General features: G+C 35.3%; 15 protein-coding genes and 1 other RNA gene. 8 read left to right on the top strand and 8 right to left on the bottom strand.

The features are described 5' to 3' along the window. Positions 1-24: 24 nt before the first annotated feature. The 3 genes from kdsB to HM983_RS07465 are packed head-to-tail and all read right to left on the bottom strand — an operon-like array spanning position 25 to position 2,810. Positions 25-753, bottom strand: a complete 729-nt coding sequence (gene kdsB / locus HM983_RS07475) for a 3-deoxy-manno-octulosonate cytidylyltransferase (protein WP_179344794.1) — start codon at positions 751-753, stop codon at positions 25-27. Between the two features lie 34 nt (positions 754-787). Beyond that, positions 788-1,363 carry a DUF4126 domain-containing protein gene (locus HM983_RS07470; RefSeq protein WP_179344793.1) on the bottom strand — a complete coding sequence of 192 codons (576 nt, stop codon included), beginning with the start codon at positions 1,361-1,363 and terminating at the stop codon, positions 788-790. A 4-nt stretch (positions 1,364-1,367) separates the two neighbouring features. Then, a complete protein-coding gene (locus HM983_RS07465; RefSeq protein ID WP_179344792.1) occupies positions 1,368-2,810 on the bottom strand; it encodes an ATP-dependent DNA helicase in 1,443 nt (480 codons plus the stop codon). A gap of 153 nt (positions 2,811-2,963) precedes the next feature. Here HM983_RS07465 and HM983_RS07460 point away from each other — a divergent pair, with 153 nt between their 5' ends. The 4 genes from HM983_RS07460 to HM983_RS07445 all read left to right on the top strand — a co-directional run bounded on the left by HM983_RS07460 (position 2,964) and on the right by HM983_RS07445 (position 5,947). Continuing rightward, positions 2,964-3,692 (top strand): hypothetical protein, encoded by a 729-nt coding sequence (locus HM983_RS07460; RefSeq protein ID WP_179344791.1) that lies wholly within the window; start codon positions 2,964-2,966, stop codon positions 3,690-3,692. Between the two features lie 2 nt (positions 3,693-3,694). Further along, positions 3,695-4,501: a DUF3822 family protein gene (locus tag HM983_RS07455; RefSeq protein WP_179344790.1), complete on the top strand. Its 807-nt coding sequence runs from the start codon at positions 3,695-3,697 to the stop codon at positions 4,499-4,501. Further along, positions 4,501-5,040 carry a 16S rRNA (guanine(966)-N(2))-methyltransferase RsmD gene (gene rsmD, locus HM983_RS07450; protein ID WP_179344789.1) on the top strand — a complete coding sequence of 180 codons (540 nt, stop codon included), beginning with the start codon at positions 4,501-4,503 and terminating at the stop codon, positions 5,038-5,040. The genes HM983_RS07455 and rsmD overlap by 1 nt, the downstream gene beginning before the upstream one ends. A 145-nt stretch (positions 5,041-5,185) precedes the next feature. After that, the gene (locus HM983_RS07445) at positions 5,186-5,947 is read left to right on the top strand and encodes a hypothetical protein (RefSeq protein ID WP_179344788.1); all 762 of its coding nucleotides are present in this window, start codon (positions 5,186-5,188) and stop codon (positions 5,945-5,947) included. 57 nt (positions 5,948-6,004) lie between these two features. On the opposite strand, the gene rnpB is transcribed toward HM983_RS07445, so the two are convergent. Continuing rightward, positions 6,005-6,325: RNase P RNA component class A (rnpB, locus tag HM983_RS07440), an RNA gene on the bottom strand. A 172-nt stretch (positions 6,326-6,497) separates the two neighbouring features. Between rnpB and HM983_RS07435 the strand changes: the two genes are divergently transcribed. Genes HM983_RS07435 through miaE form a run of 3 tightly spaced genes read left to right on the top strand, consistent with a single transcriptional unit; the run spans position 6,498 to position 9,397 of the window. Beyond that, positions 6,498-8,240: a DNA polymerase III subunit gamma/tau gene (locus tag HM983_RS07435; protein ID WP_179345333.1), complete on the top strand. Its 1,743-nt coding sequence runs from the start codon at positions 6,498-6,500 to the stop codon at positions 8,238-8,240. 6 nt (positions 8,241-8,246) lie between these two features. Continuing rightward, a complete protein-coding gene (locus HM983_RS07430; RefSeq protein ID WP_179344787.1) occupies positions 8,247-8,816 on the top strand; it encodes a hypothetical protein in 570 nt (189 codons plus the stop codon). Beyond that, complete coding sequence (gene miaE / locus HM983_RS07425; protein WP_179344786.1) at positions 8,816-9,397, top strand: tRNA-(ms[2]io[6]A)-hydroxylase; 582 nt, start codon at positions 8,816-8,818, stop codon at positions 9,395-9,397. The genes HM983_RS07430 and miaE overlap by 1 nt, the downstream gene beginning before the upstream one ends. Before the next feature lie 51 nt (positions 9,398-9,448). Here the strand turns inward: miaE and HM983_RS07420 are convergent, their stop codons facing one another. The 4 genes from HM983_RS07420 to HM983_RS07405 all read right to left on the bottom strand — a co-directional run bounded on the left by HM983_RS07420 (position 9,449) and on the right by HM983_RS07405 (position 13,555). Continuing rightward, on the bottom strand, positions 9,449-10,042 hold the full coding sequence (locus HM983_RS07420) for a porin family protein (RefSeq protein WP_179344785.1): 594 nt from the start codon (positions 10,040-10,042) through the stop codon (positions 9,449-9,451). Positions 10,043-10,110: 68 nt separating this feature from the next. Further along, complete coding sequence (locus tag HM983_RS07415; protein WP_179344784.1) at positions 10,111-11,016, bottom strand: Ppx/GppA phosphatase family protein; 906 nt, start codon at positions 11,014-11,016, stop codon at positions 10,111-10,113. Positions 11,017-11,024: 8 nt separating this feature from the next. Beyond that, positions 11,025-13,070 (bottom strand): polyphosphate kinase 1, encoded by a 2,046-nt coding sequence (gene ppk1, locus HM983_RS07410; RefSeq protein WP_179344783.1) that lies wholly within the window; start codon positions 13,068-13,070, stop codon positions 11,025-11,027. Continuing rightward, positions 13,070-13,555, bottom strand: coding sequence for a SixA phosphatase family protein (locus HM983_RS07405; protein WP_179344782.1), 486 nt, complete (start codon positions 13,553-13,555; stop codon positions 13,070-13,072). Before HM983_RS07405 ends, ppk1 begins: the two co-directional genes overlap by 1 nt. A gap of 319 nt (positions 13,556-13,874) precedes the next feature. On the opposite strand from HM983_RS07405, the gene HM983_RS07400 reads away from it, so the two are divergent. Next, positions 13,875-19,534, top strand: a 5,660-nt coding sequence (locus HM983_RS07400; protein ID WP_179344781.1) for a beta strand repeat-containing protein, incomplete at its 3' end; no start/stop codon positions are given.

Below are 19,534 nucleotides of genomic sequence, written 5' to 3'. Positions count from 1 at the left end.
TATTTCACAAAAAATTCAACCTATTCATTTCCATAAACGTTTGGCTTTTTCCAAATCCTCTGGTGTATCAATTTCTACACCTTGTATTTCGGTTTCAACCATTTTTATACGCTTGCCGTATTCTAAGTATCTGATGCATTCTATCTTTTCCGTTGCCTCAATAAACTGCATTGGTAACACAGTAAATTCCAATAAGGCCTCTTTTCTAAACGCATAAATTCCTTTATGTTTATAGTATTTTGCCCCTGCATTTTTATCCCTGGGAAAAGGAATCGGGCTTCGAGAAAAATACAATGCAAAACTGTTCTGATCTACTATAACTTTAACGGTATTGGGATTGTTGATTTCGTCCCAATCATCAATTTCCACCATTAACGAAGCTAAATCAATTTCCTTATTGGTATCAGTCTTAAAAACTTCTAAAACTTTTTGTAAACTTTCGCGCTCGGTAAAAGGCTCGTCTCCTTGTACATTTACTACAATATCACAATCCACATTGGCAACGGCCTCAGCAATGCGGTCACTACCAGATTCATGTTCTTTTTGGCTCATAATGGCTTTACCACCGTTATTAGTAATTTCGTCAAAGATGATCTTGCTATCTGTAACGACAAAGACATCATCAAATAAATTAGTTGCAACCGTAGCTTCATAAGTTCTTAAGATAACGGATTTACCAGCTAAATTCTGCATAAGCTTTGCCGGAAATCTTGATGCACCATAGCGTGCAGGTATCATAGAAATTATCTTCATCTTAATATCTTAAACGAGTTCAAAAATAAGGTTTTTAGGATGGTTTGGCTTTACTTGATTTCAATTTTTTATACAATTTGAAAACAATCCAAAAAATAACGAAAACAAGAATTATTGCCAAAACAGGAATAAATATGGAAATTATGGACATCACTATCGAAGTTCCAGTTTCAATGGTAGAAACAATCGGGTTTCCGAAACCAGCTGTAGAAACCGTCGAACCTAAACGTGTGACGCTTGTCGTTCCTTTAATGGTAGCAGCCGTTCCTCCACCAGCAATAATTGCCAAAGCCCAGGTTATAACTGGACTCAAATCTGCTACAGTAGAGACCATAACCACAGTTCCGGCAACCGTTGCTAAAGGTATGTTAATCGTATCAAGTACGTTATCCACAACTGGAATATAATAGGCGAAAATTTCAATAATAGTTGCAACTCCAAGGGTGATTACAGCTGTCGTACTGCCGATCCAAATCCAATTTTCGTTAAGTTCCCAAACATTGAAATACGTTGCCAAACTCAATGCAAACAAAGGCAAAAATACCCTAAAACCAACTGATGCCGAAAGTCCGATACCCAAGAAAATGCTGATTATTGTTTCGAAATCCATAGTTCTAATTTAGGATATTTTCAGTAAACATTTCGTCTTTAAAGTTAATTAAATAGAGCTTTTCCTTGGCACGTGTCACAGCTGTATACAACCACCTGATATAATCTCTATCCATACCATTTGGCAAATATGGTTGCTCTACAAAAATAGTATTCCATTGTCCGCCTTGCGATTTATGACATGTAATAGTATAAGAAAATTTGACTTGGAGTGCATTAAAAAATTGGTTGTTTTTTACTCCCAAAAATCGTTTATACTTAGATGTTTCATCAGCATAATCTTTACTTACCTCTTGATACAGTCGGTTGGATTCTTCGTAACTTAGTGAGGCACTTTCCACATCTATGGTATCTAGCAATAACACGGTTTCAAACGGACGCATCTTCGGATAATCGACCATTTGCACTTTAACTTCTGCAAATCTAAAGCCATAAAGCTCTTTAATACTGAAAATTTCGAGTACTTCAATAATATCACCATTAGCGATAAAACCAGCTTCGGTCGTAGGTTTAATCCAAAAATAATTATTCTTAACAACCATTAAAAAATCCCCAGATGAGAGCTCTGTTTCATTGAATAAAATACGTTGCCTAATTTGCTGATTGTATTGGTTAGCGCGTTTGTTACTTCTAACTATAATGGCAGTTTCCTCATAACCATTTGCGCTGTAGGCATCGTTAATCGCGTCCATAATTTCGTAACCGTCCATTAATCTTACAATATCTGTAAAGCCTTTCAAATTGAATTTGAAGCTTTCGTAAAATTCAGATTGCAAGACGGCTCTTAGTTCCGTAGCGTTCTCCAAAATTCCGGAGTCTTGCTCTTGTCGCACAACTTCATCCAATTCAATACTCGTCACATTTTTATTATAATTAAGGTACAATTTATCTGCATCTAAAGCAGGACTCAAATCTGATTTCACTGGTGGCAGCTGTGCTTTATCACCGATCAAAAGCAACTTGCACTCATGGCCGGAATAAACGTATTGCATTAAATCATCCAGAAGAGAACCATTTTCAAAAAGTTTAGAATCTGATGGCGTATCAGGGATCATGGACGCCTCATCCACTATAAAAATAGTGTTTCGATGCTTATTTGGTTGCATTACAAATTTTACACCTCCACCTCTATCCTTTTTAGGAAAATAGATTTTTTTATGAATTGTAAACGCTTCTTTTTTAGAATAATTAGAAATGACTTTTGCCGCTCTTCCCGTTGGCGCCAGTAAAACAGCATTTTTTTTCGCTTGCCACAAATTAGAAACTATAGTGCCGACAATGCTAGTTTTACCTGTACCTGCATATCCTTTGAGCAAATAAACGCCATTGGTTTTTGTAGCAAATATAAATTCAGACAATTGCAAAAGCACAATGTCTTGTTTGGGTGTTGGCTTAAAAGGAAATTTGTTTTTTAATAACTTATAAAAGTCCGAAGCGTTTGAAATCATAAAGAATATTATGAAAGCAAGATAGCACTATTCTATATTTTATAAGCCTTAGTTCTATTTACATATTTATTTTTTATGATTTTTATTTAGATAATTTTTACGAACAAAAAAAAATTGTAGATTTGCGAGAGACCTTAATTAATAAACAAAAACATGGTAACAGTAATCATAGCAGTAGTAGGTATTATTTTATTGACCATCCTTATCGTATGGTTAATAGATAAATTTGTCCCTAAAAAAGTTAAACCTATTATTCACATTTTACTTTGGGGATTAATCATTTATTTAGGATATATTACTTTTATGTCAGTTTATAGAGAAATCCAGTTTAATCAACTAAAGGATAAGCGCTATGCTGTTGTTATCGAAAGATTAAAAGATATCAGAGACACACAATTACTTTACAAAGATGTAAACAATAAATATGCAGATTCGTTTGAAAAACTGATTCGTTTTGTAGATACCGCACAAGTACCAATTACACAGAGACGTGATACTTTGGTATTGGATGTTGAGCGTACCAGAGCATTTGGTGGTGTTGAGACGATGAAAACTGAAACTTTGATTGATACCTTAAGTTTTTTCTCTGTTAAAGATTCTTTATTTAAAGGGAAGGACACTTATAAAAATATGATGAATGTAGGCGTTGGCAAAGAAGGTGCAACTTTTGAGTTAAAAGCTGGTACTTTAGATGACATTCCAGTCTTTGAAGCAAGTGTTGACAAAGCAGTCGTATTATATGATCAAGAAAAATACTTAATAGACAAGGAAAAGCAAAAGCAATCCATTGCAGGTGTTAAAGGTCCTACTATAAGAGTAGGTTCTATGGAAGAAATCAGTACCAATGGAAATTGGGGCAAAGACCTCTCTAACGAGCAGTAGTTTTGACAAGAAACGATATTAAAGAGCTGTCCATTCAATTCAATTTGAATGGGCTTTCTTTTTGCATTCTAAACAGAAGCTTAAATACTATTGAGTTTTTAAAGTCTATTGATTTTGAGCAAAAGTTGACTCCTAACGACGCACTCAATCGACTTAAGAGCGAGCTTAGTGCCAATACGGTTTTTTCAGATACTTTTGATGCAGTCACGGTTATCCATCAAAATGAATTGGCATCATTGGTGCCAAAAGATCTATATGATGAGAACCATAAGGCAGATTATCTAAAATTCAATTCCAAGATTTTACGAACGGATCTTATATCTACAGATGACGTTTCCATAAACAATAGCGTTAACGTATTTGTACCTTACGTTAATGTGAACAATTATATCCTCGATATATTTGGCGAATTTGTTTACAAGCATTCCTCTACTTTACTAATTGATGCATCGCTTCAAACTAAAAATTCATCAGATAAACCTGAAGTATATCTTAACGTTAACAGTGCATCTTTAGAGCTATTGGTTGTTGAGAGAGGTGAGTTATTATTATTTAATGTATTTCAATACTCAACAAAAGAGGATTTAATCTATTACGTTTTGTTCGTTTTTGAACAACTAAAGCTAGATGCTGAAACAACTCAATTGAATTTAACCGGAACTGTCAATAAAGAAGATGAAATTTTCAACATTCTTTTCACTTACATCCGCCACGTAAAAATGTTGAAAAACAATTACACTTTTAATTTTTCAAAAGCTTTAGATATAGAATCACTTCATCACCATTATTTAATTCTTAATTCGTTTTAATGCGTATCATATCTGGCACATACAAAGGCAGAAGAATTACGGCACCCAAAAAATTGCCTGTTAGACCAACTACCGATATGGCCAAGGAAGCACTGTTCAATATTCTAAATAATCGTTATTATTTTGAAGATATTTCAATATTGGATTTATTCTCGGGAACAGGCAACATAAGTTACGAGTTTGCTTCAAGAGGCACAGAAAACATTGTAGCTGTAGATGCTCATTTTGGTTGTATTAAATTTATTAATGAGACTGCTAAGAGTTTTGAGATGCCAATAAACACTATTAAAAGTGATGTGTTTAAATACTTAGAGAAATCGAAACAGAAATTTGATATCATATTTGCAGATCCGCCATATAATTTTGATCTCCAGGAGTTTTCCAAAATTCCGGAAATAGTATTCCAAAATGAATTGTTAGCTGATGAAGGTTTACTCATCGTAGAACATTCTAAGCACACAGATTTAAGTCAATTAGCGCATTTTTCTGAAGCTAAGAGTTATGGCGGCAACATGTTCAGTTTCTTTGAAACATTCTGATTGCCAATATTGTAGCTAAATTCCTAGTTAAATTTTTTCACTAGCTTTATAAGCCTTTAGCAGAATTTTCTGTTTAAACTTTCTACATCTGTCTTTATCTGTTTTTGATTATGGTTAAAAGCTATTAACCAAAAATCAAACAATTATGAAACATTTTAAAAGAGGATTATCTATCCTAACAGTGATGCTCTTGGCATTTCAATTCGTAAATGCTCAAGATGCACAACCAACGATGTTCGTGGTTCATACGGACCATGTAAAATTCAATATGATTCCTCAATACGAGGAAGCTTCAAAAAAATTGAACGAACAACTCAAAAAACATAATTCGGATGCCATTTATACTGCAATAAGTGTAGAAGATGGCAGATATGTTTACGTGTCGCCAATTGAAAACATGTCTGATCTAGATGAGAATCCTATGACGATACTCTCGGAAAACATGGATAAGGATGAATTAAAGAATATGTTTGACAAAATGGACGAATGCTACGACTCCCATTATGATTACGTTTTGCACCACTCTACTGATTTATCCTATATACCAGAAGGGTATACCACTGCAAACAAGAATGCCCGAGAATATCATTTTCTATACTATTCGCCGAAAAATGCAGAGGCAATGAATAAAGCGATGGCTGATGTAAAAAAAATGTTTAACGATAAAGGCATCAAGTCTGGATACAATGTTTATCATAGCGGTTTTGGCTCAACAGAAAATTATTATATGGTTGAAATTGCCGGAGAGGACTCAGCAAGTATAGCAATGGGTGGAAAGGAAAATAATAAAATGATGGGAGAAGATGGCGATGCGGCGATGTACAGTGTCATATCTTTGGCAACCAAATACGATCAGGTTCGTGCAAATGTTAGACCAGATCTCAGTTATACACCTCAGGGTAATTGACAACAACCACAATCAATCAAAGACAAAACCCTTTACACTTTTGTAAAGGGTTTTTTATATTTAAGCAAATCTATAAGCCGGATTCTGTCCAATGACTCCGTAAACGTGTCATGGCCTTATCATTTATCTGAGTTTACTGTTACCAGCAAACTTTAGCTGCCTACCCTCTAACAATCGCGCGTGCACGCTCAAACGTTAGTTTACATGACATTGCACCACATAGAGTTTACCTGGTTTCACTACAGCATGATCTGTACATTCTTTCTGTTGCACTTTTCCTAGCCTTTCGACTGGTGGCTGTTAACCACTATGTTACACTATGGTGTCCGGACTTTCCTCACTGACAACAAGTGTCAGTGCGATAAGGTGATCTACTCAAGTGCAAAATTACAATAAACTGTTAATAACTCATATTAAATTATGAATCTTTAAAAAGGCTTTTAGCTGGTTATTATTAAATTTGTATTTATTGCAGAATAAAAAGTATAATAGCATCATGAGATGCTCAAATACTGAAAAGAAATTCAATACAAGCAAGTTCAGATTAGATTTGGAACATTTCGTAGTATCGGCCAGAAAATACAGACCGCAGACCTTTAAGGACGTTGTGGGCCAGCAGGCCATTACCAATACGTTATTAAATGCTATTGAAAATAATCATTTGGCTCAAGCACTCTTGTTTACGGGTCCGCGTGGAGTGGGTAAAACGACTTGTGCAAGGATTCTTGCCAAAATGATTAATAGTGATGGCAATACGAGTGAAGACGAAGATTTTGCTTTCAATATTTTTGAATTGGATGCAGCTTCCAATAATTCTGTTGATGATATCAGGAATCTGACCGACCAAGTACGTATTCCACCACAAGTTGGTAAGTATAAGGTATACATTATAGATGAGGTACACATGCTATCTCAAGCTGCTTTTAATGCTTTCTTAAAAACGCTGGAAGAACCTCCAAAACATTGCATCTTTATTTTAGCAACTACAGAAAAACACAAAATAATTCCTACTATACTATCTCGTTGCCAGATATTTGACTTTAAAAGAATTACCGTAAAGGACGCGAAGGAATATCTTAAATATATCGCAGAAGAACAAGGTATTACTGCAGAAGATGATGCATTACACATCATAGCCCAAAAGGCAGATGGTGCCATGCGTGACGCACTTTCTATATTTGATAGAGTCGTGAGTTTTTCTGGTAAAAATCTTAGCAGACAAGCCGTAACTGAAAATCTCAATGTACTGGATTACGAAACCTATTTTACCAGTACAGATTTAATTTTGGAAAATAAGATTCCGGATTTATTGGTGCAATTCAACTCAATTCTATCTAAAGGATTTGACGGTCATCATTACATTGCTGGTTTGGCATCACATTTTAGAGATTTAATGGTTTGTAAAAATCAAGCTACAATTGAGCTTCTCGAAGTTGGTGATGATACCAAACAAAAATACATTGAACAATCTCAAAAAACTTCAAACAGTTTTTTGCTGATGGGTATAGAGATGGCCAATGATTGTGATCTAAAATATAAATCCAGTAAAAACCAACGCTTACTTGTTGAGCTTACCTTAATGCAATTAGCCTCTATCACTTTTGATGGAGAAAAAAAAAACGGTAGGCATTTCATAATTCCACCATCTTATTTTAAGGCCAAAGGAATTGAGCCTATTCCAGTTAAAAAACCAGCAGAGACTTCGAAAACTGAAACAGTTCAGGTTGCTGTAGAACAGAAAGTCGTTGAGCCAGAACCACAAAAAATAATTTCAAATACTGCGACTGAGATAACTGCAACTTCAACGATTCCAAAAATTTCGATTAACAATCCTAAAAAAACATCTGGTCTTTCTTTAAAAAGTATAAAGGAAAAAAAGGAGCATCAATTACGCCAAATGGATGTGGTTATTAATGAAGACGACCTACCAAAAGAACCAGTGACACAAGAAGCACTGACCGCGGCGTGGAAAGATTATGCAGCGTCTATGGATAAAAAAGGTGAGAAAATAATGGCATCTATTCTACAGATGGAAACTCCACAATTAAAAGGAACAACTTTACATCTCACCTACTCCAACAATACCAACAAAATTGAATTAGAACGCGCTCAATTTCCGTTGATGGTGTTTTTAAAAAAGAGACTTAAAAATTACGACTTACATTTAGATATAAAAGTGAACGAGGAAAAAGCTAAAAAATATGCCTTTACGCCTCAAGAAAAGTATGAAAAATTAAAAACTAAAAATCCAAATTTAGACTTATTACGTCAAACATTTGGTCTTGATATTTAATGGATTATGAGAAATTTATTCGGTCTTCTATTGTTATTGGTTGTAGCTTTTACAAGTTGTGAAGGCAGAAAAACCAAGCATCAGGCACTAAAGGAAAGTATACAGAATTTTAAAAAGAACATTCCTTTCGAGATCGTTGAGTATATCCCTGAGAATTATCACGAAACAGTTACTGATACCTTAATGAGTAATGGTTTTAATGTAAAAATTAAAACTTTTACGGATTTGGGAAACCATATTCCTATTAAAATTGAAAAAGATCTAAAGACTAAAACAGAATTCTACCGAGAAGTAAAAAGTGAAATCTCTATTATAGTTGATGATCGACAAGTTTTGAATACAGTAATTGATAAAGATTTCATTTTCTCGTATTTTAAAGAAAATGAGCATGCAATGACTTATTCTAATCTTCAAGGTGTTTGGATCAATCAAACTAATTTTACCAATAGCCAAAGTCTGAGCTTGGATATTTATTATGCCGAGGTTAATTCGGATAAACGCGAAATATTTCAAATGATTATTAATAGAGATGGTTCATTCCGCATAACAAAAAACAAAAAAGAAAACTATTTATAATGCTAGGACTAAAGCTACCAACGGATCCAAGATGGGTTAATATTGTCGAAAAAAATATTGAGGATATTTTAGTAGATCACGCCTATTGTGAACAGAAAGCTGCCAGTACAGCGATATCATTAATCGTTAGTTTTCCTGAATACACAGAACTTGTTGAGGAGATGATTGAGTTGGTGAATGAAGAAATGAGTCATTTTAAAATGGTTCACGATTTAATTTTAGAAAAAGGTTGGACGCTAGGAAGAGACCGCAAGGATGAATATGTAATTACATTGTTAAAATTCTTCCCTAAAGGCGGCAGCAGGACTACCCAATTAGTGCATCGTTTATTATATGCCGCATTGATTGAGGCACGCAGTTGCGAGCGTTTCAGGTTATTATCCGAAGCGCTAGAGGACAAAAAACTTGCCAAGTTTTATCGCAAACTTATGATAAGTGAAGCTGGTCACTATACGATGTTCTTGAATTTTGCCAGAAAATATGGCGACCGTAAAGAAGTAGATAAGAAATGGAATGCGCTTTTAGAATATGAAGCTGAAATTATGAAAGACCTCGGAAACAAAGAAACTATTCATGGATAAAAAAAGCTTCAACATAATGTTGAAGCTTTTATTATTCTATTTTACTTAGTTTTAAATCTTAATTCCAAATCCGAATTGCATCACATGATTCTTGGCTTCTCTGTCGCCAAAATCATCATCTAAAATATTTGACAAACCGTACGAATATCTTGCGTCAACAAATAACTCATCTGTAATCATATATTCAAAACCTGCTACACCGGAGAACGTAAAAGTTGAAAACGAATCTTCGTTTTTCCATGTTTTTAATGCTACTTGTGGTCCTGCACCAACAATTAAGCGTTCTGACAAAGAGAATCTTAGCATAATTGGCATTTGGATATAATCAGCTCTCAACGATACCGTTTCATTGCCTTGATCAGTACCTAAAGTTTCTGGAAAAAGAGTAGATCTTCTAACGGACTTTTCTTTTCCTCCTTCTGCAGACCATTGCAATTCTGTATGCAACCAAACCGTTTCAGAGAATCCATAATCTATAAATCCACCAAATGCAAATCCATTACGGTGTTCATTATTAAAATTAGCATCTGGATCAAAATCCAAGTTCGACACGTTAATTGCACCTCTTATACCATATCGCACTTCTTGAGATAGTGCAACGGTAGTAAGGCATAAACATAATAAGGCTAGTAAATTTCTTTTCATAACTTCTAATTTGAGATTACGAATATAATTAAAATCTGTTATTTAAACTTCTTTATGATTTGTTGCAATTAAACAACCACACTAGAAACAGTCTCATAATACATGCTTTTTATGATTCCGTCTGACAAACCTATTTTAGGTACAAATATATCCTTTGCTCCACTCCATTTCATGGCAGACAAATAAATACGTGTTGCCGGAATGATTACATCTGCCCTATCTTGGTTTAAATTAAGTTTTGTAATTCGTTCTTCGTAAGAATAACTTTGAAGCGTTTTATAGTAACTGGTTAGATAAAAATATGTCAGTGGTTTACCTAAATCTTTTCCAGAGAGTTTAAATATTTTATTGATGTTTCCACCAGAACCGATCAATTCAATTTTTTCGAAGTCTGAGGTTTTATCTTTAATCCAATTCTCTAGTTCTTGCCAAGTTTCACTTTTTACAATATCATTAAGTAATCTTACAGTTCCTATTTTAAAGGATTTTGATTCTATTTTTTCCCCATTGCGGATAATTGAAAACTCTGTACTACCACCTCCCACATCTACATATAAATAAGTTTTGTTGACATCAATAAATCTGTGAAGATCGGTAGCTGCTATAATGGTAGCTTCTTCTTCTCCATCTATTACATCAATATTAATTTTTGAGGATTTAAGTATTTTCTTAGAAAGTTCTGCACTATTACACGCTTCTCGCATAGCCGACGTTGCACATGCTTTGTATCGAACAACTCCGTGAGCCTTCATAAGCAAGCTAAATGCAACCATTGTATCTACCATGCGCTGTTTATTATGTTCGGATATTTCGCCTGTTAAAAACACATCTGCACCTAAACGAATTGGTACACGAACCAAAGAATTCTTTCTGAATTCGGTTGGTGCATCTTTTTGTTCAATAATGTTTGAAATCAACAATCTAACGGCATTCGAACCTATATCTATGGCGGCAAATTTTTTAATCTTAAGCATTGTAATCTTTAATTTTTCAAATAGTAGTTATAGGTTTCAAATTGTGCTCTTATTTTTTTGTCTCCATTTAACCTGTACTTATTATCTTGTGTTGCGTTTATGATTCTGGCTTTAACGTTGTCTTTCCAACAGATTTCAAATAAATCCAGCAACTCTTTTTTAATATCCTTATCATAAATGGGACAAGTGACTTCTACCCTTGTATCTATATTTCTTGTCATCCAATCAGCAGAAGAAATAAAAATTTTTGGTTGATCGTTATTAGCAAAAATATAAAGTCTTGTATGTTCTAGAAATTTATCTATAATACTAATGATTTCAATATTCTCGCTCATCCCTTTAATTCCAGGTACTATACAGCAAATTCCTCTCACAATCATTTGTATTTTCACTCCTGCTCTACTGGCTTCGTAAAGCTTATCGATCATTTTGTAACTACTGATACTATTGAGCTTCAATTTTATATAAGCTACTTTGTTGTTTTGGGCATTTTCTATTTCTTTATCTATTAAAGCAAATAGTTTTGACTTGGTGTAATGTGGAGAGGTAATTAGATGCTTATATCGATTAACCTTGTAGTTCACTTCAAGAAAGTTGAATACCTTATTAACATCCTTTAGAACCTTTTGGTTTGCTGTAAGTAATGTAAAATCAGTATAAATCTTAGCAGTAGATTCATTAAAATTACCTGTACTTATAAAGCCGTAACGCACTATTCTATCATCTTCCTCACGTTCTATCACGCACATCTTACAATGCACTTTTAGACCTTGTACGCCAAAAAGCATATTAACACCTTCGGCCTGCATCTGCTCTGCATACGTGATATTTGCGGCTTCATCGAACCGTGCCCTCAATTCTATAGAAACAGTAACTTCCTTGCCATTTTTGGCTGCATTAATTAATGAGCTCGCCACATGAGAAATCTGCGCCAACCTATATATAGTGATTTTTATCGTTTTTACCTTAGGATCTAAAGCAGCTTCTCTTAAGAATTTTACAATGTAAGAGAAAGTATGGTAAGGTGTATATACCAAATAATCTTTATGGGCTATAGTCTTAAAGATGCTTTCTTCAAGACTCAAACCTTTTACAGGTAATGGTTTAATTTTTTCGTATAATAAATCGGTTCTTCCCAAACTAGGAAAACCCATATAGTCTCTACGATTGTGATAACGCCCTCCAGGAATGATACTATCCTTAGAGTCAATGTTCATAATTTCCAACAGAAAATCTAGTGTATCCTCGTCGATACTTTTATCGTAAACGAAACGTACTGGTTCTCCAATTTGTCTATTTCTAACACTTTTGGAAAGTTTATCTATAAAACTTTTACTCAAGTCACTATCAAAATCTAATTCACCATCCCTAGTGATTTTTATCATATGGGCACAAATCTCATCATACTTGAAAATATTGAATATATCATTTAAGCAATATCTCAATACATCATCAACCATGATTATGTAATCTTTTTCTGCTATACTAGGCAAAACTATGAATCGATCCATAGTTCTAGATATTTCAATCAATGCAAATTGATCTGCGCCATTAGAATTGGACATTTTTACAACCAAGTAAGAAGCACTATCTTTTAGTTCCGGTATTGCAATGTTCTCATTAAGAATGATTACAACTAACGCAGGACTGATTTCCTGATAGAAGTAATTTTTAATAAAATCGTGATGTCCTCCTTCTATCTGTGTTTCATTGATTATAAATATATTTTCGTTTTGAAGTTCTTTTCCAATTTCTTCTAAAATCTCAAGGCTTAAGGTTTGTTGATCGATGACAATTTGAGTAATCTCTTCTAGAAGATCACTCGCCTTAATACCTCCAAGTTCACTTTTACCTCCTTTGCCAGCTTCATCAATACGCTTTACTGTTGCATATCTTACTTTAAAGAATTCATCTAAATTATTTGAAAAAATACCTAAAAATCGAAGTCGTTCTATTAAGGGCACAGCGACATCTGCCGCTTCTTGAAGCACACGTGCATTGAACTGCAACCAACTTAGTTCGCGGTTTACATATTCATTTTTATCTTTGGTCATTAGCGCAATTCCTTTGGGATGATTATGAATTCTGTTTCGCCTTTTTTAAGGTCTTCCCAGCTAGAAATATCAAAATTCATTTTTACCAATCCACTAGTTGGGAGATTTGATATGAATTCACTTCCAAATATATTGGAAATTGATGTGAAAGCATGATTATGACCAAAAATCATCACGGTATTTAATTCATTTTTAAGAGACTTTATGAACGAGATGACGTTTTCACCTCCAAAATCGTACAATTCCTCAGCTGTTTGAACCTGGTATTTATCAAATTTTAGGTGATTTGAGAAGATTTTACAGGTTAAATCAGCTCTTTTAGCAGGACTGCTAAAAACTTTATCGACATCAATATTATGTTTTAAAAATTGCTTAGCAACTAACTTCGCGTCGTTCTTACCTCTTGATTTTAAGGGTCTTTCCCTATCTATAACATCATGTTTCCATGACGATTTTGCATGCCTGACCAGTATAATTGATTTCATTTTTTATCGTTTAAATGCATTTTTTTTCGATTAAATGTTGCATAATTCCGTTTTAACGAGTAATTTGCCCCTTCAACTCGAATGTTTGTTTATCATTTGAGTTATAAGTTCTTTTGTTTCGTAAAGTTAATGTAAATGACCCCAAATCAAAAATATATTAATTGATCCAGATTAATCATTTGCACTAATTACAACTCCCTCTATTTTACTGAAACAACAATTAACAGCGTTATTGATTAGTCAATAGCTTTTGCTGCATATATGTATGTAGTATAAACTATCATCTTCTCTTTTGATGCTGTAAGCATTAAGATATAATATGAAAAAAAACTACATTTTTATTTCTATCGAAAACTTAACTAAAAGAACCTGTGTAGTTCTGTTACTTTTGTTTACGTTCTATCTATCCGCTCAACAAGCACCATCAATTCAGTCTGGTGTTTCTTTCCAATGGTCAGATGAACAGAGTCAAAACAAAAATGCCGCTACCATAGAGTCCATTATAATTGATGGTGAAATCTACAATACCTTTGTTGTACCATCGTCATATGAGTTGACGCATTTGGGACCGGATGGACATAGTGACAACAGAATTATAAAAAATGGAAATAATACTGGAGGAAACAGTAACTCTGCTAATTGGGTCACAAGAGCTACTGCAGCTTTTCAAGATAAAAACTTAAATCATTACTTTGCCTGCGGTGAAAATGGTGAGGATTTTTGTTTAGATTTTGAAGAACTTGAAGACATTGAAGAAGATTGGGAAGATGACGAAGGTCCTCAGAAACAAACTATATTTTATAATCCATCAATCCCTTCCAACGAAGGTGGTGTCCTCGCTGTTACTGAAAGAGGTGGAAATAACTGCTTTTATATTGAAATCTGGGGCACACCTTTTGGTGGTGGTCCTGAGCAGAAACTTGGTCATACATTCGTAAGAAGTCGTGGGGATTATCGTGGATGTTCATATGCGCCACCTATTTCTGGATCCGACTATTGGCAATCTGGACGTTGTAACGAAAATGGTCAAACAATTGGTATTGGACTTTTTTATTTAAGTGGAATTGCACCTGTAGGTTCTAAAATAACTAAAATTGAATTTGTTGCTGCGACTGAAGATCATGGTGACGGTAAATTTTTCTTATTACAAAAATATGCCCTAGATCAGCAATCTAATAACTGCTTAAATGATGAGGCCAATGGTGATGTTTCTTTATCTAATAACGCACCGCAGAATTCTGCGTATAGTCTAATATCTCCACCAACTGTTACCGGACAAGATTTTACATTTAATTCTGATGGAACATACAGCTATACACCACAACCAGGTTTTACCGGTGAGGTCACTTTTGAGTATGAAGTTTGTTTACCAGCACCTAACACAGATGTTTGCGACCGAGCAACTGTAACTCTTAACTACGTAGATTTACCACCAAATCCAGAGGTTGAAATAAGTTGCACTTCAGAAAATAATTTTTCAATTTTTGTTGTAAATCCAATTGGTGAAGAATTTGAATATTCATTAAACAATGGATCTTATCAAAGTTCTGTAGAGTTTAATAATCTTTCTGAAGGAAGTTATACGCTAAAAGTAAGAAATAGATATACGCTTTGCGAACGCATTAACCCTAACCCAATTACCATAAGCAATTTAGAGCTTTCAGGTACTGTAACCGATGTTCTTTGTACTTCAGATGTAACAGGAAATATAGATTTAGCCATTTCTGGTGGATTTCCGCCATACACGTTTAACTGGAGCAATGATACTACTAATCAAAACCTTACTAATGTTGGAGCTGGAACTTATTCAGTCACAGTAACCGATAGTAATGGTTGTTCGGTTTCGGATAATTTCACCATAAATCAACCAGACGAAGAATTAACTTCAACAATTACTAAAGTAGATGTGCTTTGTTTTGGAGATGAAACTGGAAGTATTGATTTATCTGTTAATGGTGGAACCGCACCTTATTCCTATTCATGGAATTCAGGACAAACTACTAGAAATATAGAAAATCTAGGAGCAGGTATCTATAGTGTAACCATAACAGATGCCAATGGATGTATTGAAAGAAACCAGATTGAAATCAACCAACCTAATAGTCAACTGAGAGCGACACTAACGAGCACTACAAATGTAGATTGTTACGGTAATAGTACTGGTAGCATTACTTTTTCAGCAACAGGAGGGACTAGTCCTTATCAATATTCATTAGATAATGGAGCAACTTACCAGACTTCAGGAACATTCAACAATTTAGCTGCAGGTCCTTACAGGGTTATCGTAACAGATGCTAACGGCTGCCAGACGAATGCTCAATGTGGAATAAGTGAGCCGAGTCAGTTGACCACAAGTTTGTCAGTTACAGATGTTCAGTGTTTTAATGATACTACAGGAGCCATAGACCTAACAGTATCAGGTGGAACTCAGCCTTACACATACGAATGGAGTAATGATTCTACAACAGAAGATTTGAACAACTTAGGCGCAGGTGCTTATAGTGTTACTGTGACAGATGCCAATGGTTGTACTATTTCTACTAATACCAGTGTCTCAGAACCTGCAACCCCTCTAAGTATTAATATAAGTAAAGAAGATGCAACGTCAGCCCAAAACTGTAGTAATGGAGGCGCAACCGCTAACGTTAATGGAGGTACTGGTCCTTATACCTATTTATGGAGTACTTCGGCCAATAATCAAACCACAGCTACGGCTATAAATTTAACAGCTGGTAGTCATGATGTTACTGTTACTGATGCTAATGGGTGCCAATTAACTCAAAGTGTAGTAATTAGATGCGTTAATACATGTGATGCAGAAGTCACTATTGAAGAAACTGATAATGTATCTTGTTTTGGTGAAAATACCGGATCTGGAACAGTATCTGCGAGCTCCAATTCGTATCCTGATGCGACATATACATTCAGTTGGAGTAACGGTCAAATAGATTCTGGTGTTACTACTAGTACTATTAGCAACGTAGGTGCAGGAGTCTATGACGTTAGTGTAACAATAGACGGAACATCTTGTCAACCAGTTGAAGAATCTATTGCAATTACACAACCCAATAATGCTTTAAATATAATTGCTATAGCTTCAGATTTATTAGGTCCTTTAACAAACGATGGAATCATACTTACAACAGTAACTGGTGGTGTTCCGCCATACACTTACAAATGGAGTCCTGGCGGAGAAACTACTCCTGGTTTAGTTGGGCTGTTAGTTGGAAATTATTCTGTGACCGTTACGGATGCGAATGGTTGTACTGCTTTTGCCAGTGCCTCAGTAAATGGTGGATCCTGTAACGATTTGTCGGTGACTGGTGCATCTACCTCTGTATCATGTAATGGTGAAAGTAACGGAAGCGTTACAGCAACAGTATCAAACGGTACAGGTCCGTTTACCTATAGCTGGGACAATTTACCAGACACTACAGCCACAGTATCTAACTTGCCTGCAGGTAATTACACCGTTACGGTTACTGACCAAACGACGGAATGTACACAAAGTACAACAATTAATGTCAGTGAGCCAAGCGCTCTGAGCTCAGGTATTGCTGTCACTAACGTTATGTGTAAAGGTGATGAAACAGGTTCTGTAGACTTGACCGTGAATGGTGGAACACCACCATATCAATTCTTATGGAACACAAATGAAACAACTGAAGATTTAAATAATGTCTCAGCAGGGACCTATTCTGTAACCATAACTGACGCTAACGGTTGTACAACAACAAACCAATCTACTGTTTTAGAGCCAGGCGAAGAAGTATCAGGAGCAATTATAGAAATTGTAAATGTTGAATGCTCTGGAGAAAATACTGGAAGCATTAACTCTGAGGCCACTGGTGGAGTTAGCCCTTACTCTTACTCTATTGATGGTGGTGCAACAAATCAAACAAGTGGATTGTTTGAAAATCTAGCTGCCGGCAATTACACCATTTTGATAACGGATGCAAATGGATGTTTATTTAGTTTAAGCGCAACGGTTGCAACAGATGATGAAGAAGATCCGGTAATATCAGTTCCAGAAAATCTTACAATTGAAGGTTGTTCTGAATCAGACATTTCTGCATCAAATGCTGTATTTCCTTATAGAAACACTCAATCTGGAGATGTCAAAGATACGTTTGCTTCAAATGCAGATTACTCGGCTACGGATGATTTTAACATACAAAGCATTACTTATATAGATGTAGTTACCTCATCTGACAATTGTCCTACAACTGTGATAAGAACTTTCACAATTACAGACAATTGTGGTAATACAGCTTCCACAAGTCAAACCATCACTGTAACAGACAGTACAGCACCATTATTGGAGTCTGTAGCTTTTGACTTTACAGTACAATGCGATGGAAATAGCAACATTGATGATTTAAATAATTGGTTAGCATCTAATGCGAATGCTTCTGCTAGTGATGCTTGTGGACCATTAACTTGGACCAACGATTTTTCTGGATTATCAGATGATTGTGGAGGCACTGGCTCAGCCAATGTTACATTTACGGCTACTGATAGCTGTGGTAATTCTGTATCAACAACAGCAACGTTTACTATAGAAGATACAGTCGGACCAACATTTGACGGTTTTCCATCGGAAACGAATAACGAACAACCAAGTTGTGTAAACACCCCTACACTTTCGTTTGTAAATTATACTGAAGAATCTGGAGATGGGGACGCTAACACATTTTTACTTAATGAGGTATTTAGATATACCAATGTTTCACCGGGTGTTGATGTTCTTTTAACAATCGTTGCTAATGTTAATGCTTCTGTAGCAACTTTAGATGTCAATAGCTCTAGCCCAAATGCCTTTAAACCTCAAACGGCTTTTAATATTCCCAACATAGGAGATCGTGGTTATGTTGAGTATCGAATGGATTTTGTTGAAGCGGGCACTACCAATCCAATAACTCTACCAGAATTTTATGCCAATTTTAATGATATTGATGGAAACTCAAGTTATGGTGAGGTTAACTGGTCCCAGTTCACAAATAGCTATACGGTGAATAATCCAACTGAACTTACAATAGGTGAAGAAGGCTCTTGGATAGTTGCTACATCTGGAACCAATGAATTTTCTGGTGGTACCAATGCCAACCCAGAAGTTAACTTTTCGACAAGAAATTTAAACGCGTCAAGTTATTCTTTTAGAATTGGTGCAGTGGCAAGAGTGGCAAACGCGCGCTCGAGTGCTAGAAATCACAATATTGAGTTTGCATGTATTTCAAACTATACAAACCCTACAACTGTAAGAGATGAAATCACCGTAGAGTGTGATGATCTTGAGCCAGCTGAAACTTTAACCGCTACAGATAATTGTAGTGAAGCTACGGTAACATTCGAAGAAATCAGAACAGACGGTGAATGCGCACAAACTTATACTTTAAATAGAACTTGGACAGCAACAGATGCATGTGGCAATGAAACCAAAAGAACTTTAATAATAAATGTTATTGATACAACCTCACCTACTTTTACGGTTCCTGCTGATATAACAATTGAATGTGACGACGATGCAAATGACCTGACTATTACTGGTGACGTGACAGATGAAGCCGATAATTGTTCAACTGATCTTGAAGCAACGTTTAGCGATGCGGTTACTGCTGGCTCATGTGCCAACGAATCGACCATCACAAGAACTTGGACATTGACAGACGAGTGTGACAATACGACCACTTTGGTACAAACAATTACTGTTGTAGATACAACGGAACCGACTTTTACAGTACCTGCTGATATTACAATAGAATGTGATGTTGATGCAACCGATTTAACTATTACAGGTGACGTGACAGATGAAGCCGATAACTGCTCAACTGATCTTGAAGTAACGTTTAGCGATGCGGTTACTGCTGGCTCATGTGCCAACGAATCGACCATTACTAGAACATGGACATTGACAGACGAGTGTGACAATACGACCACTTTGGTACAAACAATTACTGTTGTAGATACAACGGAACCGAC

Source organism: Winogradskyella ursingii (assembly GCF_013403975.1).
GTDB classification, from domain to species: domain Bacteria; phylum Bacteroidota; class Bacteroidia; order Flavobacteriales; family Flavobacteriaceae; genus Winogradskyella; species Winogradskyella ursingii.
Note: the sequence above shows the minus strand (reverse complement) of the source record. Positions and strands in the feature narration are given on the sequence as shown.